The sequence below is a fragment of the Ruminococcus flavefaciens AE3010 genome, assembly GCF_000526795.1.
GTDB lineage: Bacteria > Bacillota > Clostridia > Oscillospirales > Ruminococcaceae > Ruminococcus > Ruminococcus flavefaciens_D.
This window is the reverse complement of record NZ_JAGT01000001.1, coordinates 2,170,761-2,192,663: the sequence shown is the minus strand read 5'-3', so window position 1 is coordinate 2,192,663 and position 21,903 is coordinate 2,170,761. Positions and strand designations below refer to the sequence as shown.

16 protein-coding genes are annotated in these 21,903 nt (G+C 48.8%); 12 read left to right on the top strand and 4 right to left on the bottom strand.

Annotated elements, in window-relative coordinates; all coding sequences use genetic code 11:
- The first annotated feature begins 18 nt into the window (after nt 1-18).
- The 9 genes from N774_RS0109535 to N774_RS0109495 all read left to right on the top strand — a co-directional run bounded on the left by N774_RS0109535 (nt 19) and on the right by N774_RS0109495 (nt 11,822).
- Nucleotides 19-882: an energy-coupling factor transporter ATPase gene (locus N774_RS0109535; RefSeq protein ID WP_024861022.1), complete on the top strand. Its 864-nt coding sequence runs from the start codon at nt 19-21 to the stop codon at nt 880-882.
- Nucleotides 883-1,686 carry an energy-coupling factor transporter transmembrane component T family protein gene (locus tag N774_RS0109530; protein WP_024861021.1) on the top strand — a complete coding sequence of 268 codons (804 nt, stop codon included), beginning with the start codon at nt 883-885 and terminating at the stop codon, nt 1,684-1,686.
- 23 nt (nt 1,687-1,709) lie between these two features.
- Nucleotides 1,710-4,616 (top strand): YfhO family protein, encoded by a 2,907-nt coding sequence (locus N774_RS0109525; protein ID WP_024861020.1) that lies wholly within the window; start codon nt 1,710-1,712, stop codon nt 4,614-4,616.
- On the top strand, nt 4,576-5,337 hold the full coding sequence (truA, locus tag N774_RS0109520; RefSeq protein WP_024861019.1) for a tRNA pseudouridine(38-40) synthase TruA: 762 nt from the start codon (nt 4,576-4,578) through the stop codon (nt 5,335-5,337). Before N774_RS0109525 ends, truA begins: the two co-directional genes overlap by 41 nt.
- 39 nt (nt 5,338-5,376) lie before the next feature.
- Complete coding sequence (locus tag N774_RS0109515; RefSeq protein WP_242836669.1) at nt 5,377-6,540, top strand: DUF5711 family protein; 1,164 nt, start codon at nt 5,377-5,379, stop codon at nt 6,538-6,540.
- A gap of 66 nt (nt 6,541-6,606) precedes the next feature.
- Nucleotides 6,607-7,503 carry a hypothetical protein gene (locus N774_RS0109510; protein ID WP_024861017.1) on the top strand — a complete coding sequence of 299 codons (897 nt, stop codon included), beginning with the start codon at nt 6,607-6,609 and terminating at the stop codon, nt 7,501-7,503.
- Between the two features lie 64 nt (nt 7,504-7,567).
- Nucleotides 7,568-9,937 (top strand): ATP-dependent Clp protease ATP-binding subunit, encoded by a 2,370-nt coding sequence (locus tag N774_RS0109505; protein ID WP_196231546.1) that lies wholly within the window; start codon nt 7,568-7,570, stop codon nt 9,935-9,937.
- Nucleotides 9,927-10,634, top strand: coding sequence for a cohesin domain-containing protein (locus N774_RS0109500; protein ID WP_024861015.1), 708 nt, complete (start codon nt 9,927-9,929; stop codon nt 10,632-10,634). Before N774_RS0109505 ends, N774_RS0109500 begins: the two co-directional genes overlap by 11 nt.
- Before the next feature lie 60 nt (nt 10,635-10,694).
- Nucleotides 10,695-11,822, top strand: coding sequence for a DUF4317 domain-containing protein (locus N774_RS0109495; protein ID WP_024861014.1), 1,128 nt, complete (start codon nt 10,695-10,697; stop codon nt 11,820-11,822).
- A 168-nt stretch (nt 11,823-11,990) separates the two neighbouring features.
- Here N774_RS0109495 and N774_RS0109490 read toward each other — a convergent pair whose 3' ends face one another.
- The gene (locus N774_RS0109490; protein WP_024861013.1) at nt 11,991-12,404 is read right to left on the bottom strand and encodes a bis(5'-nucleosyl)-tetraphosphatase; all 414 of its coding nucleotides are present in this window, start codon (nt 12,402-12,404) and stop codon (nt 11,991-11,993) included.
- A gap of 209 nt (nt 12,405-12,613) precedes the next feature.
- Nucleotides 12,614-13,180 (bottom strand): hypothetical protein, encoded by a 567-nt coding sequence (locus N774_RS0109485; protein WP_024861012.1) that lies wholly within the window; start codon nt 13,178-13,180, stop codon nt 12,614-12,616.
- Between the two features lie 150 nt (nt 13,181-13,330).
- On the opposite strand from N774_RS0109485, the gene N774_RS0109480 reads away from it, so the two are divergent.
- The gene (locus N774_RS0109480) at nt 13,331-14,875 is read left to right on the top strand and encodes a DUF3794 and LysM peptidoglycan-binding domain-containing protein (protein WP_024861011.1); all 1,545 of its coding nucleotides are present in this window, start codon (nt 13,331-13,333) and stop codon (nt 14,873-14,875) included.
- Nucleotides 14,876-14,978: 103 nt separating this feature from the next.
- Nucleotides 14,979-16,454, top strand: coding sequence for a stage IV sporulation protein A (spoIVA, locus tag N774_RS0109475; RefSeq protein WP_024861010.1), 1,476 nt, complete (start codon nt 14,979-14,981; stop codon nt 16,452-16,454).
- Nucleotides 16,455-16,690: 236 nt separating this feature from the next.
- Here spoIVA and N774_RS0109470 read toward each other — a convergent pair whose 3' ends face one another.
- Nucleotides 16,691-16,942 (bottom strand): hypothetical protein, encoded by a 252-nt coding sequence (locus tag N774_RS0109470; protein WP_024861009.1) that lies wholly within the window; start codon nt 16,940-16,942, stop codon nt 16,691-16,693.
- A gap of 138 nt (nt 16,943-17,080) precedes the next feature.
- Here N774_RS0109470 and N774_RS0109465 point away from each other — a divergent pair, with 138 nt between their 5' ends.
- Entirely contained in the window at nt 17,081-17,308 is a 228-nt protein-coding gene (locus N774_RS0109465; protein ID WP_024861008.1) for a helix-turn-helix domain-containing protein, read from the top strand.
- Nucleotides 17,309-17,571: 263 nt separating this feature from the next.
- Here N774_RS0109465 and N774_RS0109460 read toward each other — a convergent pair whose 3' ends face one another.
- Nucleotides 17,572-21,474, bottom strand: a complete 3,903-nt coding sequence (locus N774_RS0109460; protein WP_024861007.1) for an endo-1,4-beta-xylanase — start codon at nt 21,472-21,474, stop codon at nt 17,572-17,574.
- Nucleotides 21,475-21,903: the final 429 nt, after the last annotated feature.

The window sequence follows — 21,903 nt, the reverse complement described above, 5'->3', positions numbered from 1 at the left end:
AAGAAAAGGAGAATAGAATTGGCGATCCTTGAAACACAGGAGCTTACATACACCTACAGCGTGGGAACCCCCTTTGAAAAGACCGCTGTAGACCATGTGAGCCTTAAAATAGAAGAGGGCGAAATGGTAGGCGTAATGGGTCACACAGGCTCGGGAAAATCCACGCTCATACAGCATTTCAACGGACTTCTCAAGCCCACCTCGGGCAAGGTGCTCCTTGACGGCAGGGACATATGGGCTGACAAGGACAAGATACGTGACGTCCGCTTCAAGGTGGGACTTGTTTTCCAGTATCCCGAGTATCAGATATTCGAGGAGACCGTCTACAAGGACATTGCCTTCGGCCCTAAGAATATGGGACTTGACGAGGCGGAGATAAAGCGCCGCGTATATGAGACATCCCATGATATCGGGCTTAAAGAGGAGCTTCTGGAGCGTTCACCCTTTGAGCTTTCGGGCGGTCAGAAGCGCCGTGTGGCTATCGCAGGTGTAATGGCTATGGAGCCGAGAGTGCTCATTCTCGACGAGCCTACCGCAGGTCTTGACCCTGCGGGCAGAGATAAGATACTCGACCACATCAAGCGCTATCATGAGCGCACTAAAAATACCATACTCATCGTTTCCCACAGCATGGAGGACATCGCAACCTTTGCGGACAAGATACTTGTCATGAGCAAGGCAAAGCTCTTCTGCTACGACGAAACGGTGAATGTGTTCGCAAGAGCCGACGAGATATCAGATATCGGTCTCGACGTACCACAGATAACCAAGGTCTTCGGAGAGCTCAGACGCAGAGGTCTGGACTTCGGCAAAGAGGTCTACACCGTGGGCTATGCCCGCGACCTGCTTCTGAAACATCTGAAGGAAAGGGAGGTACGCTGAATGCTGAGAGATATCACGATCGGACAGTACTTCCCCGGGGAGAGCATTATCCACAGGCTTGACCCCAGATTCAAGATAGTTATAACCCTGCTCTACATCATCATGCTCTTTTCAGGCGGCAATTACCTCTGCCTTATAGCAGGAGCCGTGTATACCTTCGGAGCCATGCTCCTTTCACGTATACCCTTGAAGATGTTCTGGAAGAGCGTAAAGCCCCTGCTTCCGTTCCTTGTAATAACAGCGGTGCTGAATCTGCTGCTCATGAGTACGGGAGAGGTGCTGTGGCAGTGGAAATTCCTTAAAATAACCGACAGCGGACTGAATACCAGCGTATTCATGGTCATAAGGATAGTTCTCCTTATTATGGGAAGCTCCCTGCTGACCTATACAACGTCCCCTATAACGCTTACTGACGCTATCGAGCGGCTGCTCTCGCCGCTGAGAAAGATAAAATTCCCCGTACATGAGCTGGCTATGATGATGTCCATCGCGCTCAGATTCATACCCACCCTCATCGAGGAAACGGACAAGATAATGTCCGCTCAGAAAGCCCGAGGAGCTGAAATAGACACAGGAAGCTTCACAACGAGAGCAAAGAACCTCATCTCCATACTTGTGCCCCTGTTCATATCCGCATTCAGACGTGCGGACGAGCTGGCAACAGCAATGGAGTGCCGCTGTTATCACGGCGGAGAGGGAAGAACAAGACTGAGACAGCTTAGATCTGCTCCGAGAGACTATATCGCACTTGCCGTAACTATCCTGTTCCTTGCGGGAGTGATAGTGCTCGGCAAGGTATTTTGACGCGGAGCTGAAAGAGGATAGAGATGAACAAAGAAGAAAAGCGAGCCGCAGCCCGATTGCGATGGGAGCGGTTCAAGAAAGGAAAATTCTACGGGATATTATATGACAAGGGTCTGCTATATTTCTTTTTGTCTTTCCTGATACCATTCTGTATATTCTGGTATGCTCTGGGCAGCTACGGCGTACACCCTTTCGGGGACAGACAGATACTTGTTGTAGACCTTTGGCATCAGTATTATCCCTTTTTCCGTGTAGTGCGCGAAAAGCTGGTAAACGGCGGTTCGTTCCTGTATTCATGGGAAAACGGACTGGGTACCAATTTTCTTTCCCTTATATCCTATTACGCAGCAAGTCCGCTGAACTGGCTGTCGGTATTCTTTGACGACGACCATGTACGCGACGCACTGACGTTTATACTTTCCGCAAAGATAGGCTTTGCAGGAGCTTTTTTCAGCACATTCCTGAGATACACCTACAAGCGCAGGGATTTTTCCATATGCATGTTCTCGGTGATGTACGCCCTTTGCAGCTATACTCTGGGCTATTACTGGAACGTCATGTGGTTCGACACGGTAGCGCTGTTCCCGCTGGTAATGCTGGGCATAGTGGCACTGTGCCGCGAGGGAAAGTGGAAGCTCTACACCTTAGCCCTCATGCTTTCGCTGGTGGCTAATTACTATATAGGTTATTTCACCTGTATTTTCTCTGTATTTATGTTTGCTGCGGCGAGCATAATAGAGTGCAGGGGCATAAAGGACTGGTTCAGGAAGCTTTTCCTGATGGTACGCTCATCGGTTATAGGAGTAGGTCTCGGCGGCTTCATGCTGCTGCCTGCATATTTCGGACTAAAGCTTACCTACAGTGTCAACAACACCATGCCCCATGAAATATCCTTTTACGAGGACTGGAGAAAGATATTCGCACATCTGCTCTCCTATGACGCTCCCACAAAGGTGGACGGACTTCCAAACTTTGCCTGCGGAATGTTAGCGGTGCTCCTCTTCGGAGTATTCCTGTTCTCATTCGGCATAAAGATAAGGGAAAAGATAGCGTCGCTGCTCATGCTGGCGCTCATAGCCGTTAGCTGTAATATGAATATCCTGAACTTTATCTGGCACGGCTTCCACTTCACGAACCAGATACCCTACAGATTCGCCTTTATATTCAGCTTTGTACTGGCAGCAGCAGGCTTCAGGGCTTTCGATATTATCCTGTCAAGGGGAATAAAGATATATCAGCTTGTGCTGATGGTCATAGCTCCCGTGACGGTATTCGTGCTGAATTACTACGCGGCAGGGAAGAAATTCGAGTTCGAGGGCGCGCTGAAAAGCTCCATAATTATCACGGGAGCATTCTGGCTCATATTCATCGCGGCGAAGATATTCCCGTTCAAGACACAGAAAATGCGCAATGCGCTCATGACCCTTGCCCTTTCGGCAGCAGTGTTCAGCGAGTTCATAGCCAATGCGCAAATGGGCGTCAAGACTGTCGATACCACAGGCTACAGCGATTACCCCACCTGCTATGAAGAGATAGAGGAGCTTCTTGACTGTACGAGAAAGACCGACAAGACCCTGTTCTACCGCACCGAGGTGAGCCAGACCTACACGCTCAACGACAGTGCCCTTTACGGATACTACGGTCTGTCCCAGTTCTCATCGGCTGCAAATGTTTCCGTTACCACTATGTGCAAGCGTCTGGGACTTTATGCCTCAGAAGCAGGAAACAGGTACTACTACAGAACATCTACTCCCGTTGTGAATTCACTTCTGGGAATAAAATACCTCATCAAAAAGGACGGCATGCTCAACTCAGAGGAGTGGGTAATGGAGAATATCCAGACCTCCGACGGCTCAAATCTCTATGAGAACCGCTATCCGCTGGGGCTGGGATATATGGTGGACGAGAATATCCTCAGAATGGAGGATAACGGCGGTGCCAATCCCTTTGAGTATCAGAATGAACTTATCCGACGGGCTTCGGGCGTTGAGGATAAGCTGTTCGTGCCTCAGCCCGTTGCACTTGTTGAGTACGATGGACTTGAGATAACCAAAAACGGCTATGGAAATTATACCTTCCAGAACGATTCCGACCAGCCTACAGGCAGCGTCACATACACCTATGACTGTATCGACGGCGGCTACCTCTACGGCTATGCAAACGGCACAGGCGGCACCTGCGACTCTCTTGAGATAAAGTGCGGCGACGTGCCTATAGATTCGGGCAAGCTCATTGAGAGCTACCCCATAGTTTTCCCCATGGGAAACGGTCAGGCAGGAGAGAGCTCTACGGTCAGGCTTACTTCAAACGAGAAGCATAAGTCGGGCAACTTCAAGATAATGGTATACGCTCTGAACAAGGATACCTTTGAAAAAGCTTACTGTGCTCTTGCTGATGAGCAGCTGCAGATAAGGAGCTTTAAGGATACCGATATAATCGGTTCTGTTGACGCCAAAAAGGACGGGATAATGTTCCTGTCCATACCCCATGAAAAGGGATGGAGCGTATATATCGACGGCGAGAAGGCAGAGACCTTCAAGCTTTTGCAGGCTATGACGGGCGTAAGAGTGTCCGCAGGCAGGCACAATATCGAATTGAAGTATACTCCCGAGGGCTTCCCTTTGGGTGTTGCTATATCCTTTGCAAGCCTTGTGCTGTTCGTGCTATGTGTCATTTTTGAACGCAGACGCAGGATACGCCGTCAGGCGCTGGCAGCGGAAGCTGCGGCGGCTCAGGCAGCAGCACAGCAGGAGGAAAATCCCTACAGACAGGGAGCTGCCATATATGACCAGCTTGGAGTCCCGAGACCCGAGGACCATATCGGACGGGTGGAGGATTCCGAGGTAGTGCTGTATGACGGCATCAAATCTGCTGAAAAGGAGGCGGATAATGCGCAATCTGAAAGTGATGATAGCCTACAGAGGCACTAAGTACCACGGTTTTCAGCGGCAGAGCAATGCCATGACCGTGCAGGAGATGCTTGAAAGCAAGGTCTCAAAGGTGCTAAACGAGCCTGTGACCATTACAGGCTGCTCACGGACGGATACGGGAGTCCACGCCAATATGTTCTGCTTTAATGTAAAGACCGAAAGCAAAATAAACTGCCTCGGCTTTTGCAGGGGCGTAAACGGCGAGCTTCCCGATGATATATCTATACTCAGCTGTGAGGACGCACCTCTTGATTTCCATGCACGTTTCGACTGTAAGGGAAAGGAGTATGTCTATAAAATACACTGCAGCGAGTCGAAGAATCCCTTTGCGGCAGATCTTATGCTGCATTACAGGAGAAAATTCGATATTGAGGCTGCAAGACGGGCTTCCCGGTATTTCGTTGGGACCCATGATTTTTCATCGTTTTGTGCCGACTGCACAAATGTTTCCACTACTGTAAGAACGATTTATTCTTTCAGAATAGAAAATAGTGGAGATTCTGTGATAATGCTTGTAAAAGGCAACGGTTTTTTGTATAATATGATTAGGATAATGGCGGGGACTCTTCTGGACGTCAGCGAAAAGCGCATAGCTCCCGATGATATACCTGCTATCCTTGCAGCAAAAGACCGCCTTCAGGCAGGAAGAACGGCAATGGCTCACGGACTGTACCTGAACCGTGTGTTCTACAGTGAGGAGGAGCTGCTGAAAGATATATAAAATACGGAACAAGGATAAGGAGGTGCCAGCGTGCCTAAAATGTACGACGCCGACGACATCGTCGATCAGAAAAATCGAAAGAGGCGGCGGAAAAGGCTTAGACGTTTATTGACAATACTGCTGGTAGCAGCTCTTGGAACGGGTCTTTATTTTACCCGCGATAAGTGGTATAATAAGTTAAGGGGAATAGGTGAACAGTACAGGACTATCGTAAACACAGGTCAGCTGGCTGAGGGAAATTTTCCCATTGAGGTCAGCGGCGGTGCCGATTACCAGCTTGTCTCATCAGGCAAGAAGATGATCGTGCTCAGCGATACTTACACTTACTTTTATGATACTGACGGAAATCTTCTGAAGCGCCGTCAGCATACATACACCAATACGGTACTTCGTGCAGCAGGCGGAAAAGCTCTGCTCTACGAAAACGGCGGAAATGAATTCAGCGTAGAGAATGAGGAACAGATCCTCTATGAGAAGAATTTCGCCGATAAGCAGATCCTTTTTGCGAGGATCAGCGAGGAAGGCTTTACAGCGGTAGTCACTACATCCGAAAACTACAGCTGTGAGCTGGAGGTATATGATAAAAGGGGAAATGGCATATACAAAAGACAGTGTATCGAAAAGGTCAGCGACGTGAGCTTCATCAACGGAAGCAAGGGTTGCGTGCTGAGCTATATCTCAGCTGAAAACGGTCAGCTCGTTACAAATGTTCAGGAAATAAACCTCAGTGAAAAAGGTGAGAAATGGACGTCTCCCGGACTCAATACTCTCGGACTTGAGGTGTGCGGTTTCGGAAACGGAGCTTTCGTGCTCGGTACAGACGCCTGCGGATACGTTGACAGCAGCGGTCAGATAAGCTCGTATTACTCATACGACGGCGAGCTTGTTGCAGGTGCCAGCGAGAACGGCAACTCGGCTGTCATCGTAAATAACGACGACAGAAGAAAATATATTATGGCAATATTCACAGGCTGCGATTCTGAGCCTCTCATCGTTGAGCTCAGCGAGCCGTCGGTAGACGTTGCCATATATGAGGACCTTGCCTATGTAATGTGTCAGGGCAATATCAAAGCCTTTGACTTTAACGGCGGGCTCCGTTCCATTGCTGAGGTAAGCGATTCCTACACAGGCTTTGTACGAAATCAGGAGCATATTTTCCTGAAGGGCTATAATAAAATAGACCGTATAGACTATGAAAGCTGACCTTGCACTTTGAATTTTTAAATCTCGAAGGGAGGCAGCGCCATCCTCTTGACAGGCGCAATTAGTATGGGTGTACAATTCTGGTGGTTTTACGATGTTATCGCAGCAGCTGTGATACTCGTGTGTGTGTTCCTTGCAGTTCGTAAAAGGCTTATGAAAGCTGCAATTACATTGACAGGATTAGTTCTGGCGGCGATAATCGCCTTTTCGGCAAGCGGTCCTGTTGCAAACCTTTTTTACGGACAATCGGTAAGGAGCAGTAATATCAAAAAATTCGATCTTTCCCTTGAATCGGCGGATTTTATAGAAGATCTTGCAAACTATATCGATACTCTCGGCTATAATGTCAGAATACAGAACGATTCGCTGAAAGCTGCTTTTAAAGATGAAAAAGATCCCGAGGGCAGCATATATAAGTATCTGAATAATATCAACAACAGAGAAGTAGATGAAGAAAACATTTTCATAAATAAGCTCCATGAGGGATATGCAACTGTTATCAGTAATTATATTGCCAAGAAAACAAATGAATACGTTGCGGAGAGCGCAGCGGAGGTCATAAGAAAGCATCCCGAAAAGGCATATGAGTTTGCCGAGCTGCTTGCTGATGAAGATACCAAGCGCCCCGCATCTCAGTATATAACCGAAAACTTCACTAAAAAGCCGTACGTTACACAGATCAGGCTCATAGTATTCCTGATCGTGTTCGTGGTATGTGCTCTGATCGCTATTGCTATAGGCGTTTCGTCCGAGAAAAATTCTACCCCGATCGAGGGCTTTGTAGCAAATTCTATAAGCGGTATACTTGGTATCGCTATGGGCGTTATTTTTATAATTGCAATTGCAGCAATGATACGCCTGTATGTAATAATGGGAAGCAACAAGATGTTGTTCTTCAACCACGAAGCCATAGAAAGCACTTATGTATTCAAGTATTTCTATGACCTTGTGTCAGGGTTCTGATAAGCCCTGAGCTGCCTGCCATGGGGCAGGCGATCACTGAATAACTTACAGGAGGAACTGCCTGATGATAATGTGCAGTAAATGCAAAAAAAGACCTGCGGTGGTTTTCATAACCTCTGTGCAGGGAAACGAGAAGAAAAACGAGGGTCTGTGCCTTTCATGTGCGAGAGCGCAGAATATCCCTCAGATAAAGGAATACATGGATAAGCTGGGTATAACCGACGAGGAGCTGGATCAGCTCTCCGACCAGATGATGGGAATGCTGGACGGCGACAGCTTTGAAATGGGAGGCTCGGGCGTACTTCCTGATTTCATCACAAATATGTTCGGGGGAAATGAGGGCGAAGGAGAAAGCTCCGATGCTGATGACAGCAAGGGCGGATTTGATCCGAGAAGCCTGTTCGGAGGTATTCGCGGAAGCTCCGACGATGATAAGCCATCGGAAAACAAGGAGAAAAAAAGCGGCGGCTTCGGCAGCAGGAATAAGGAAAAAAGGCAGAAGGAGCCTAAGTTCCTCGGAAGCTACTGCACCAATCTATCACAGAAAGCTGCTGAGGGAAAGCTTGACGCTATCATCGGCAGAGATGACGAGATAGCAAGAGTTATACAGATACTTTCAAGACGTACCAAAAACAACCCCTGTCTCATCGGTGAACCCGGTGTCGGTAAGACAGCTATCGCAGAGGGTATAGCTCTGCGCATAAACGAGGGCGATGTGCCCTTCAACCTTGCGGATAAGAAGATATACCTCCTCGATCTTACAGCTCTCGTTGCGGGAACTCAGTTCCGCGGACAGTTTGAGAGCCGTGTAAAGGGACTTGTTGACGAGGTAAAGAAAGAGGGCAATATCATACTCTTTATCGACGAGGTGCATAACCTTGTAGGCGCAGGAGACTCAGAGGGCTCCATGAACGCCGCAAATATCCTGAAGCCTGCCCTTTCAAGAGGCGAGGTGCAGGTAATAGGTGCTACAACCTTCGGTGAATACCGCAAGTACATCGAAAAGGACTCCGCTCTGGAGCGCCGTTTCCAGCCTGTTACCGTAAACGAGCCTACTATCGAGGACACAGTTAACGTTCTTGTGGGCATCAAGAAGTACTATGAAGAATTCCACAGAGTACACATCTCAGACTATCTGGTAAGAGTCTGTGCTGTTCTTTCAGAGAGATATATCACTGACAGATTCCTGCCCGATAAGGCTATCGACCTGCTGGACGAGAGCTGCGCATACGCTTCCATACGCTCTGCCGAGATAGCCGAGTATGAGAAACTCAAAAAGGAGATAAAGATACTGGAGGATATGGAAAGCTCCATATCCGAGGAGGAAGAGATAGACTACAAGGCACTTGCAGAGGTCAAGGGCAAGCTCATACACACCCGTGAGAGCGCGGCTGCGGCAAAGGAAAAGGCTGAGAACGTAAACGTTGTGGAGTCTGACGTTACCAAGGTCATCGAGCGCTGGACGGGTATCCCCGCAAGCAAGATCGCAGAGAACGAGTTCATGAAGATAGCAAGGCTGGAGGACTCCCTCAAGAAGCGCATTATCGGTCAGGACGAGGCTGTAGGCGTGCTCACAAGAGCTATCAAGCGCACAAGAGTACAGCTGAGCAAGCGCCGCAGACCTGCTTCGTTCATATTCGTGGGTCCTACAGGCGTGGGCAAGACAGAGCTTGTAAAGGTTCTTGCCGAGGAGCTCTTTGATTCTCCCGACCCGCTTATCAGACTTGATATGACAGAGTATATGGAGAAGCACTCCGTTGCCCGTATGATAGGCTCTCCTCCCGGCTATGTAGGCTATGAGGAGGCAGGACAGCTCACCGAAAAGGTGCGCCGCAAGCCTTACTCTGTAATACTCTTCGACGAGATCGAAAAGGCTCACCCCGACGTTATGAATATACTCATGCAGATACTGGACGAGGGCAAGGTGGACGACGCCCACGGCAGAACTGTAAACTTTGCAAATACCATAATCTGTATGACCTCAAATGCAGGCTCTACAGACAAGAGCATTGGTGTGGGCTTCAACCGCACAGCCAATGAGGTCACAAGGGATAAGGCTATGAAGGGACTGAGAGATTTCCTGCGTCCCGAATTCATAAGCCGTATCGACGAGATAGTAGTGTTCAAGGATCTCACCAAGGAGGACTACGCTAAGATAGCTGCCCTCAACCTTGACGAGATGAATGAGCCCCTTGCCGAAAAGAATATCACCCTCGGCTATACAGACGATGCGCTGAAGCTCATTGCGGAGAAATCTTTCGGAAAGCCCTACGGCGCAAGAGATATCCGCCGTGTTATCCGTCAGGAAATTGAGGATAAGGTGGCTGACATCATTATAGAAAAGGCTTCTGAGATAGGAAAGATAGAAATATCTGCCAAGGACGGCGAGCTGGTCGTTAAGGGCAGAAAGGAGAAAGCAAAAGATGAAGCATAAGTTTACTGCGGCTTTTATGGCTGCTGCTATGACTGCCGCAGGTCTTACGGGCTGTATGGAAAAAAAGCAGCCCACTTCTTCAAATAAGAGCACAGAGACTGCCGTGACAACTTCGGCTTCTTCTGAGAGCAGTGACCTTCCTAACGGAGAGTTCTTATCCGAGAGCATGGAGCTCATAAAGCTGAAATATGCGGACGTTCCCGACCTTGAAAGCGGTCCTGAGCTGAAAATAAGCGATACAAGCGCTAAGCCTGGCGAGACAGCAAAGGTCACGGTTTCCGTAAAGGGAGCTAAGGGTAAGTGGAGCATGTGCGGGATCCATGTTACCTATCCTGATGTGCTTGAATGTCAGCTGGAAAACGAAGAAAACTATACTGCCAAGTATGAGCCTGGAAATGCTGTTGCAGGCAATTCGGGCTTTGTGGCTATGGACTGGCGCGAGAATCTTGACGAGGAGCTTGTGAGGGAGCATCAGCTGTCATTCTTCTTCACCACCATGTTCATGGACAAGCAGGGCGGCGACGGAGATATAGCAACATTCTTCCTGAAGGTTCCCGACGACGCTCAGGTCGGCACGGTATACAATTTAGGCTTCTATTATAAGGAGTCCGATATGTTCCGCGACCTTGAGGGCGACCTTGCTTTCGAGAAATACGCATTTACACATATGACAAGCGGAACTATCACAGTCAGATAATAATAAAAAGCTGCGGCATTTATGCGGCAGCTTTATTTTACACGGGAAAGGAAATACACAATGAATAAAAAAGAAACGGCAGAAATAAAGAAGAATTTTTCCGATAAGAGCGGCTTTTTCATTATGGAGCGCGTACTCACGGCGTTTATAGACGCGGAGAAGAACCTCCGCTACCACAATGTGAGCTCATGTCTCACCATGCCCGTTGAGGAGCACGACGTATACGATGAGACCCTGAAAAAGGTCCTCAATACCAACGTGGGCAAGGCTTTTGTGGAGTACGAGTTCCCCAATGAGGCTTACGACGAGGGGCAGCCTCAGAATATCCTCTATACACTGCTCACCTCGGAGCTGAAAGACGATGTGGCTTGCGAGGACTTCCTCAACCATATCGCAAACAATATAGCCTACACAGGTCCTTTCGCTGTTATAACAGCCTACTGTACATACACTATCCGCAAAAAGGACAAGAACGACGAGTTCGCAGAGGGCGAGGACGAGATGTACCGCTATATCCTCACGGCTATCTGTCCGGTGAATACAAGCAAGGACGGCTTTATTTTCGACAGCGTGGGCAATGAGATAACCAAAAAGGTCAACACCGAGCTCATTATCAGCAAGGCTCCCTCGGACGGCTTCCTTTACCCTGTTTTCAGCAACAGGAGCTCCGATATCAATCATGTTATGTACTACACCAAGAACGTGAAATCGCCTAATGTATCCGTTGTTGAGAACGTTCTCGGCTGTACCTTTGTAATGTCTGCCGAGAGCGAGAAGAACAGCTTCCAGAGCATACTCAAAAACGTTGTTGGCGACGACCTTGACTATATGCTCATCAAGACCGTAAACGAGAAGATTCAGGAGGTCGTTGAGGACAACAAGGAGGATACCGACAGAGTTGTCATTGACAATGCAAAGCTCAAGGATATCCTCGTTGATGTGGGACTTCCGGAGGAGCGCGTGAATATGGTTGAGCCCGTATACGAAAAGGTCTGCGGAAATGCTCCCCTCACAGCGGCTAATCTTGTGGAGACCAAGACAGTGCTGACTTCGCCCGGTATAACCGTGAATATCAAGCCCTCTGCGGCTGATAAGGTCCGCACAAGCGTGGTGGAGGGCAGAAGATGCCTCCTTATAGATATTGACGACCCCACTATCGAGATAAACGGACTGCCCGTTACATTATAATGCGTAATTAAGGAACGCCTTTTGGCGTTCCTTTTTAGTTGAGAGTTGAGAGTGTGTAGGGGCGCCGTTTCGGCGCCCGCAAGTCTCAATGAACTCATGTAGGGAACGGCGTCCTCGACGTCCCATGCCTGACAGCTAAAAACTCCCCCACAATAGTGGGGGAGTTTTTCAGTGATTCTCCTTGATAGCGGTCTTTGCCTTGGCTACGATAGTCCTGTCGTTCTCATATGAGAGGATATTCCCTGCGTAGGAGATGTCCACCCAGCGTATCTCGGCTATCTCGCCTGCCTGCGGGGTAAAATCAACATTCTTCGCCTTTGCAAGGAAATAAACGACCACCTTTATGGTGTCCTTTTTCGGTGAATAGGTCACAGTTTCTCTGAATGTGGGATCAATTATCACGTCTATGGACGTTTCTTCCATTATCTCACGACGAGCAGTCTCCACCTCGGTCTCGCCCTTTTCCACATGTCCCTTGGGAAAGGACCAGTGACCGCTGTTGACGTGCTTTATCAGCAGAATTTCCGTATTGCCGTGGTATTTCCTGTAGACAATCGCGCCGCATGATTTCTCGTGAAGCATATATTATCCTTTCTTGCCCCGTATTTCGGGCAGAATAAAAGCAAGCAAAGCATTGCTTTTGTATTGTTGATACTATTATATCATATTTTTTATAATAAAGCAACTCCATAGATGTATCTTTTGAGATTTTTATTGATTTTGCACAAAACGGGCGATAACTGATTTTTGCGGTAAAAAAAGCAGTCCCGAAGGACTGCATCTGTGATATTTCAGTGCCCCAAAGGGTACTCTTTCTGCATTGCACGGTAAAACGGGATTATATTTTCGGGCTGTGAGAGCAGCTCCGCTGTCTGTTCCTTTGTCAGAGTATACGACCATATGGGAGCGGAATCAAATTGACTTTGGGCATGAGGGTCCGACGCAAGCCAGTATTGCTCGTATGCCTTCCGGTGACATTTGAAGATGATATACCGGGGCGTTTTGGCAAGAAGCTGAGGATCACCGCCGTAGTTGGGCAGCTTATGCTCCTTTTCGATGATCGGCTGATCCACATATCGGCTCAGTGACGGGTCATTGTTTATGCGCTCCCTGAGCCATTCAACTACCTTGTTGGGATTATCCAGCAGGTATTTTGCTTCATTTTCGTTTTCTGTCAATATCTCGGGACAGCTGGTCTCATGGAGACCGACCTTGACGGGGAATTCGCATCTGACATAATATCTGATATCCTCGGGATAACTGAAATGAGCAATACAGCAGATGTCGGCGTCATACAGTATCTCGCCGTTATTTTTCAGGATATAGCCCTTGTATCCAAAGTATCCGGGGCCATTCACGGGAAACAGCTCCTTTCGTATCAGCTATAGGATAATTGTATCATAAAATGCACCAAATAGCAATGGTCAATGTCAGAAAACGGGACAGGAATATATGGGATATTTTCTGAATAGAATTACACAAAGCAAAACTTCAAGGAGGTCGACCTTATGGAATTAAAACTCAACAGAGAGACCGTTCCTGCTGCGGAAACTATATACGACGGCGTACAGGAGCAGGCTCTCGAAATGGATTACATTCTGCCTGATTACTGTCCCGACATATTCAGGCTTATCCGCTGTGATACACTGCCTGTTATCACGGACTGGTCCGTCAGCGGCAACAGGCTCACCTACGAGCTCATGTGCGATATACATATACTCTACTGCGGCGAGGACAGCTCGGCAGTACAGTCCGTTGACCAGCGCAGGAGCTTCACAAGGACGGTTGAGCTGGGCAGAGCGGCGGATTCTGCCGAGGTAAGGCTCATTCCCAAGACCGACCATGTGAACTACCGCGCTGTAAACAAGCGCAGGCTCGATCTGCGGGGAGCTGTTTCCGTGAAGATAAGCGTTGCGGGACAGCAGGAGCAGGAGGTCATATCCGACGCATTCGGCATGAATATACAGCTGAAAAAGGCTCCCGTAAAGTTTGCGGCGCAGAAGATAAACGCCGTGAAAAACGTCCGTATCGAAGAGGATATGGAGCTCACTCCCGCCCAGCCCGACGTGTCAAGTGTTCTGAGCTGCCGCTGCCGTGCTGCGGACTGTGATACAAAGCTTATCTCGGGAAAGCTTCTTGCCAAGGGCGAGGTGCAGGTGGAGCTGCTTTACTCGGGGAATGACGGCGCTGTGGAGCACATGAGCTTCTCTCCGGTCTACAGCCAGATAATCGACGTTGAGGGTATTGACGACAGCTTTGAATGTGCAGTCGCACCCGAGGTGGTGAGCTGTACCGTGACAGCGGCCGCGGACAGCGACGGGAATAACCGCATACTGCGCTGTGAGGCGGAGATACGTCTGGGCTGCCGAGCTGTGAAAACTGCCACAGCAATGATAGCCGAGGACGCCTTTTCAACAGTTTACCCCTGCCATGTTGAAATGTCCGAGATAAAAGCCGAGCAGATACCTGCGGCATACGACGAAAGCTTCCGCCATACCGCAAAGCTTGGTGAGGGAGACACCGTGCCACAGACCATTTACGCCATGTGGAGCGAGCCAAAGAACATCAACACCCGTATCGGTGAGGACGGGCGCTCCGTAGTTATCAGCGGTATGCTGTCCTATTCCATGGCGGCTAAGGACAGCGCAGGCATGATAGTCATGCCCGACCGTGACGAAGCCTTTGAGGAGACCATAGGGCTGCCCGAGGATATAAGCGGAGCATATGTATCGGCTGAGGTAAGCGTTAAGGAGACTGCCTATGACATATCCGCGGAGGGAGTTCTTACAGCAAGGTCTGATATTGCCGTGAAGCTTTCGGTATACAGCTCCGACTCCATAAAGGCGGTCACAAACATAGTTATCGACGACTCCGCCAAAAAGGAGCGCGACGGTGACTATGCAATAAAGCTGTATTTCAGCATCGAAAACGAGAATGTCTGGGACATTGCCAAGCGCTACAGCACCAGCGTGGAAGCTATCATGGAAGAAAACGAGCTCAGCGGCGAGCGCCTTGAAAACGGCGGCATGCTGCTTATCCCTATAGTATCGTGAAGCAACTCTGTAGGGGGCGATGCCAACATCGCCCCGTTAAATATAAAAAACTGTGGGCTGATGTAGGCATCAGCCCCTACAAATACAGATTAAGGAGCAAAACATGACTAAAGATATATACAGCAATATCGCCGAGCGCACAGGCGGCGATATTTACATAGGTGTGGTGGGACCTGTGCGCACGGGCAAGTCCACCTTTATCAAACGGTTCATGGAATCCCTTGTGATACCCAATATCTCCAGCGAGTTCAAGCGGGAGAGGGCTCTCGACGAGCTGCCCCAGTCCGCCGCAGGCAAGACCATTATGACCACAGAGCCCAAGTTTATCCCCGAGGAGGCTGTCCGCATAGACCTTGGGGACGGCGCAGCCTTCAATGTTCGGCTCATCGACTGTGTGGGGTACATCGTTCCCAGCTCTCTGGGCTATATCGAAAACGAGCAGCCCCGAATGGTCATGACCTCATGGTTCGACGAGGAGATACCCTTCAATATGGCGGCGGAGATAGGCACACAAAAGGTCATCACGGAGCACTCCACCATAGGGCTGGTAATCACTACGGACGGCTCTGTGACGGATATCCCGCGTGAGGAGTACGAGGAGTGCGAGGAGCGCGTTATCCGCGAGCTTCGGGAGCTGGGCAAGCCCTTTGTGGTCATACTCAACACCGTTGACCCCAGTTCTCCCGAAGCAAGGGCACTGGCGGAGCAGCTCACGGAGCGCTACGACGCAAAGGTCATACCCGTGAACTGCCTTGAACTGACGGAAGAGGATATCCGCGGCATTATGCGGGAGATACTCTTCTCGTTCCCGATCAAGGAGATAAATATCCGCACGGCGCGGTGGATAAACACCCTCGATAAAGGACACTGGCTGAAATCCGAGATACTGGACTGCATACGCAGCGCCGCAAAGGACATACGCCTTGTCCGCGAGGCTGAGGAAGCCGCCGCCGCAATGGGGGAGTGCCCCAACGTGGTCAAGGCGGAGGTATCGGGCATTGACCTTGGCAAGGGCTCGGTGACAATCACTGCGGAGCTGGACAACAGCCTGTTCTACAAGATACTGGGGGAGACCACGGGTATCGAGATAGAGAGCGAAAGCGACCTCATGCCCCTGCTGTCGGAGCTCAACGACATTCGCCGTAAGTACAAGCGCATAGAGCCTGCCCTTGCGGAGGTGGAAGCCACGGGCTACGGTATCGTCATGCCCGAGCTTGAGGAGATGTCCCTCGAGGAGCCGAAAATTATTCGTCAGGGCGGCAAATACGGCGTGAAGCTCAAAGCCTCCGCCCCGTCAATACACCTTATGAAAGCCAATATCAATACCACTATCAGTCCAATCGTGGGAACTGAGCGGCAGTCCGAGGAGCTTGTCATGTATCTGCTGGACGGCTTTGACGACGACCCAAAGAAGATATGGGAGAGCAATATCTTCGGGAAGTCTCTCCACGAGCTGGTGAACGAGGGGCTTCACAGCAAGCTGTTCAAAATGCCTGTGGACGCACGAATGAAATTGCAGGAGACCCTGGAGCGCGTCATCAACGAGGGCTGCTCGGGACTTATCTGCTTCATATTGTGAAGAAAGGAGACCATTGGTCTCCTTTTTTCAGTGAGTAGATATTAGTGAGTAGTGAGTAGTAGGGGCGGCGTTTCGCCGCCCGCCTGTAACCATGAAATCTGTAGGGGGTGGCGTCCTCGACAGCCCGTCGTGCTGTGTAGGGGCGGATATTATCCGCCCGCTGTAAGTAGTCACTCGACGTCACGTTTTATAAATAAGGAAAGCGGCTGAACCGTTTGGTTCAGCCGCTTCTACCTTTAGGAATTTTCAATTTTAATCATGACTTCATCTTCAATTTTTGCGGGCATTAAAGCATAGATAAGATTACCTATCCCGCAGGTCCACCATACAGTTAAAAGAGCGACTTTAACATGATCTTTTTTCTTTTCTTTTACGACTAATGCATTGTTCTCGCCTTGAGACTGTATCTTATACCCCTGTGTTACATAGTCGTCGATTAACTGCTCGAATTCTTTTTTGGTTGAGCATCTTCTTATTCTGTTAGCCATATTCATATCCTCCTTAATGGTGGTTTTATCTGTTTTGCACCTATTTAGGTGCAATTTTATTATAACATATGGATATAATAAAAGCAATAGGTTTGCACTTATTTTAGTGCAGAAATTTAACTGGAGGATTTGTGCACTATGAATAAAGAGGTGGAAAAGGCGGTAGGGAACAACATCAGGCGGCTGCGTGAAAAAGCCGATATTACGCAGGAACAGCTCTCGGCGCGGTTGCAGGTCAACGGCTGCGACATCACGCGGAGCGCCCTTGCCAAGATAGAAGTGGGACAGCGCCACCTTTACCCCGACGAGATAATACTGCTGAAAAAGCTGCTGAACGTCAGCTACGATGATATATTTGAGATATAAAAAAGGAGTACCGAGAGGTACTCCTTTTCTTGTAGTGGCGGATATTATCCGCCCGCTGTAAACAAAACCTATGCCCGTTGTTGCCCTCCATTTTATTTCGGGCAACAAGAAAGCCGTGCTGCCTAAGCACGGCTTTCCTGTTCTGATTTGTCCCTTACAATTAAGTTTTGGAATTATTATAAATCTGCTGCCGCTTGTAGTGCAGTTAGCGGCAGCAGTTATAACCTGAGGGTTTAGGAGCTGTGCCCCTTATTTGTTTGCGATCAAGCGAACTTCCAGTAATCGAATTCGCAGTCGCCGCTGAATACCATGTAGATATCCTTAACGCCGTTTACGTCATTCTCTACTGCTGCGAGTTCGTTCTCGCTGCCGTTGAGCTCGCCGTAACCGATGCAAGTACCTGTTGTAGAACCTACACAGAACTTAACGTATGCGTTGCCGCTTCCCTTTACTGTGATAGAAGATACGCCATTGCTGAGGTCAACGCCGCTGACCTTGATCCAGTCGCCCTTCTTTACCTTTACAGTTGTGTTGCCAACACCGCTGATGCTTATGTTCTTGGACTGGTTAGACATTGTTTCAGCCTGTACAGTCTCATATGGGTTGAGGTTCTCAATCTGGCTTACACCTGTCTGTGAACCGTTACATGTGATCTTGCCGTTGTTTAAAGTTGCCTTATCGATACAGGGTGATCTGTAGTTAAGACCCTTGCCGCCGTTAACGCCCATACGCATCTCAAGCTGACGTGAGTGATAAAGTACATAGTAGCCGCCCTTGAATTCGATAATTGAGTGGTGGTTGTTACCGCCGTTATCAAGTCTCTGTGTACCTGTGTTCTTGAATACAACACCCTGATACTGGTAGCCGCTGAGCGGATTTGTTGATGTCATGTAACCGATATCAGCATTGCTGAATGACTGACCGTTTACGCTTGTACCACCGGGAACATTCCAGTTGTGGCAGAATGAATAATACCATGTGTTGCCGATCTTGATCATGCTTGAATCCTCGAAGAGGTAAGGTGTACCCGGATCGATAGGTGTACCTGAGATTGAGATCATGTCGTCGCCGAGCTTAGCGATACGTCCCTGCTTTGTCTGAGCAGCCTGTCCGCTTGGAACACCGCCGCCGTATGCGATGATACCTGTCTTTGTATCAGGATCATAGTAAACGCCCGGGTCGAAGAGCCATGTTACGTTACTGTTAGGTGTGCTTCTTGAAATGAGTTCGTGACCGAGAGGATCCTTTACATTCTTTGTGAATGTCGGGTCGTCAGCAGTGATAACGCCGATACCTGAACCGTTGTTTGCAAAGTAGAGGAAGAACTTATCCTGTCCGTTGATATTCTTCCATGCAGCGTCAGGAGCCCATGCGTTGTTAGCCCATTTTGCAATAGGTGTGCCGTTTACTCTTGTCTTTGCAACAGGGATCTGACCGTGGTCAGTCCAGTTTACGAGGTCTGCTGTTGATAAGCAGTTGATATAACCTGAAGAATAGTCGTTTTCGATCATCTGATTATTCTTGTATGCGAATTCATCAGCTGTTGTGTAAACGTAAAGTCTTCCGTCGTATACCATCCAGCCCGGGTCAGCACCGAAACGCTGAGTATAAAGCGGGTTGTTCTCGTTCTGCTTCTTGAAGCTCTCTGCAAGTGAGAGACCGCTGAACTTAGCCTCGTACTTTGAAGGATCTTCAAGTGTTGTAACTACGGGCTTCTCTACTGGGAATTCGCTGATCTTGCCGAGAACGAACTCCTGAAGGAGGAGAAGGTCTGCAACATTGAATTCTCTGTTCTGGTTTACGTCAGCTGCCTTCTGAGCGTTTGAATCTGAGAAGCCGCCTGCGATGAGGCCCTTTCTTGCTTCAACGAGGTCGAAGGAGTTGATAGAACCGTCGTAGTTGATATCACCGTAGTGAAGTGTAGTAGATACAGGAGTTGTGTTTGAACCGTTATTCGGAACTTCAGGCTGTCCTGCGCCGGGGATCTTAGTTCCTGCAACAGCACCGACTGCATTGTCGATGAAGAAGTCTACAGTATTGTTCTCATCTGTAGTTTCAACATAGATCTGCATATCGGAAGCGCCTGCGGGGATCTTGTAATTTGTGTTTGCAAGCTGTACCCACTCACCCTTAGGTGCGGAAGCTGTAGCGATCTCAGCGTACTGAGTCTCAGAACCGTCATTGTACTGGAGAGTGAACTTGAACTCTGTAACAGCGTCGCCTGAATTTGTCATAGCGTTTACAGAGAAGCTGTACTCCTGACCAGGCTCGAATGCCTGTGTGTTAAGAGTAAGTGCTGCGCCGTTCCATGAAGCTTCACGTCCGCTTACATAGAGCGACTTGCTGCCTGCGTACTTAGCGGAGCTGCTTGTATCAACTGAAGCAGAGCCTCTGCCTGTCCAGTTGTCTGTGCCGTTCTCGAATGTGCTTTCAAACCAGTAGCCTCTCTCGTCAGCCTTAGGCGGCTCGGGTGGAACATAAGTACCGCCGCCGTTAGCTCTCGGACCTGTGTACGGGATACCTGTTCCCCAGTCGCTGTCGGGAACGAGGCTTGTTATAGCGCTGTAAGCTTCCTTAGGCTGGTTGCTTCCGTTGTACAGGAGAGGAGCGTTGCTTCTGCCGCTTGACTTATCTGTACCGACCCATGAGTTGTTGTCGTTTGGTCCCCAGACCTGAACGAGTGATACGAAAGGTCCGTTTGGATGGTTTTTATTCCAGTCCATAGCGTGTTTGAAGATAGCCTTGTACTTGTTAGCCTGGTCTGCCATTGAGTACTTGCCGCCCTCAGTTGAGAGGTCGAGCTCTGTTACCTGAACATCGAGACCGAGGTTGAGGTACTTATCCATAGCAGCGAGGTAAGAGTTTGTATCGCCCCATGCGTTGCTTGCAGCGCAGTTGAGGTGAGACTGCATACCCATACCGTCGATGAGTCCCTTAGCCTTGAGAGGTTTGAGGATAGTATTGATGATACAGTTCTGCTTGTCGTTAGCGAACTCGTTATAGTCGTTGTAGAAGAGCTGACAGCCCTCGGGAGCGTACTTTCTTGCATAGGTGAAAGCCTTTTCAACGAAGCCGTTGCCGCCGTAAACCTGAGCCCACTTGGAGCTTCCGTTACCGTTTGAAGGTCTTACACCGCCCTGTGAAGCTGTACCGTCGTTGATAACCTCGTTACATACGTCGTATGAGTAAAGGTTGAGCTGTGGATACTGAGTAGCGAAAGCATTGAACATATTCTTTATGTAGCTTTCCATACGCTGATCCATTACAGTTGTGTTTACCCATGAGCCGTTATTGCTGAAGTCTGTCTTGAAGAACCAGTCAGGAGTCTGGCTGTGCCATACGAGGGTATGTCCTCTGAAAGCGATATTGTTCTTCTGTGCGAAGTCGCAGATAGCTGCGCAGCGGCTGAGTGAAACCTTGACGTTTGTATTTGTTGAGCCGTTCTGAACGATAGTAGCATCAGGCTTTGTCTCGTTCTCGCACTCGATAGCGTTGTGATCCTTCAGGATAATACCTGTGATACCGCTGTTTGTTACAGTACCGCCGTTGAGGATATTACCTACGCGGAAGTACTTTGCGAATTCGTCCTTGAGTCCCTTGCCTGCGGGAGCAGCATGTGCCTCATTAGCTGCCTTGTCACCCATGATAAGGAAATCATCGAACGAGAAGTCATCGGTTGAATCTGTATAGATCCTGAGCTTGTACTCGTAGCTCGCCTTAGAAGCTCTGTCAGTACCCTTAAGCTCTGTCCACTCGCCGGCCTTTACGTTCTTGGAATCGAGCTCAACAGTTCTTTCCTCGCCTGTTTCATCGTCGATAGTAAGAAGAGTGAAGTGGAACTTCTGAGTGGTCTCGCTGTATACCTTAACACTGTAGGTGTACTTGTCGCCGCCGAAAAGGTAAAGACCCTTTGAAGAAGCTACGCCTTCCTCCTTGCTGAGACGTCCTGTGATCTTCATGCCTCGTGAAGATCCTGCGCCGCCTCCGGGCTGAGCTGTGAGCTCAGTGTAATCGCCTTCATTATACCAGCCTTCGTAACTGCACTCGAAATCATTTGAAACGATCTCTGCAGCATATGTGCGCAGTACGACGTCGGGCATTGTGGCTACAACCCCTGAAAGGCAGCTTGCTGCCGTAAGACCGGCAATAAACTTTTTTGCTTTCATTTACATTCTCCTCCTCATTATAATGTATATTTTTCGTTCAACGTCATGATATATTTTATATCATTTTATGCTGTTACTCCCATTTTACCCTAATGTATTAAAGATTGCAACCTAAAAAATAAAGATTAGGTGTACAAAACGCAGGAAATGCCCAAAATTTGCGCACTGATTTAAAATTGCGGTAAACAAGTTACTATTTTTAGCATAAAAATAAAATCGTAAGAAATCAGTGATATTTTGCATGATGTATCATGTTATCTGCATACGGCGTAATATCGCGTTATCCTGACAGAATCGGCAAAAAGCCTGCATCAGTCCATTTTTCGGCAAAGAGATTTTTATGCTCCGCAAGGCACAAATAGTGATATACATGTGGAAAACCGCATGAATAAGATTACCATTTGTAAAAAAACGGACAGGTGGATTTTT

Coding starts and splice junctions, on each gene's coding strand:
- N774_RS0109530 (WP_024861021.1), top strand. CDS start 883: ATGCTGAGAGATATCACGATCGGACAGTACTTCCCCGGGGAGAGCATT.
- N774_RS0109525 (WP_024861020.1), top strand. CDS start 1,710: ATGAACAAAGAAGAAAAGCGAGCCGCAGCCCGATTGCGATGGGAGCGG.
- truA (WP_024861019.1), top strand. CDS start 4,576: ATGCGCAATCTGAAAGTGATGATAGCCTACAGAGGCACTAAGTACCAC.
- N774_RS0109515 (WP_242836669.1), top strand. CDS start 5,377: ATGTACGACGCCGACGACATCGTCGATCAGAAAAATCGAAAGAGGCGG.
- N774_RS0109510 (WP_024861017.1), top strand. CDS start 6,607: ATGGGTGTACAATTCTGGTGGTTTTACGATGTTATCGCAGCAGCTGTG.
- N774_RS0109505 (WP_196231546.1), top strand. CDS start 7,568: ATGATAATGTGCAGTAAATGCAAAAAAAGACCTGCGGTGGTTTTCATA.
- N774_RS0109500 (WP_024861015.1), top strand. CDS start 9,927: ATGAAGCATAAGTTTACTGCGGCTTTTATGGCTGCTGCTATGACTGCC.
- N774_RS0109495 (WP_024861014.1), top strand. CDS start 10,695: ATGAATAAAAAAGAAACGGCAGAAATAAAGAAGAATTTTTCCGATAAG.
- N774_RS0109490 (WP_024861013.1), bottom strand. CDS start 12,404: ATGCTTCACGAGAAATCATGCGGCGCGATTGTCTACAGGAAATACCAC.
- N774_RS0109480 (WP_024861011.1), top strand. CDS start 13,331: ATGGAATTAAAACTCAACAGAGAGACCGTTCCTGCTGCGGAAACTATA.
- spoIVA (WP_024861010.1), top strand. CDS start 14,979: ATGACTAAAGATATATACAGCAATATCGCCGAGCGCACAGGCGGCGAT.
- N774_RS0109470 (WP_024861009.1), bottom strand. CDS start 16,942: ATGGCTAACAGAATAAGAAGATGCTCAACCAAAAAAGAATTCGAGCAG.
- N774_RS0109465 (WP_024861008.1), top strand. CDS start 17,081: ATGAATAAAGAGGTGGAAAAGGCGGTAGGGAACAACATCAGGCGGCTG.
- N774_RS0109460 (WP_024861007.1), bottom strand. CDS start 21,474: ATGAAAGCAAAAAAGTTTATTGCCGGTCTTACGGCAGCAAGCTGCCTT.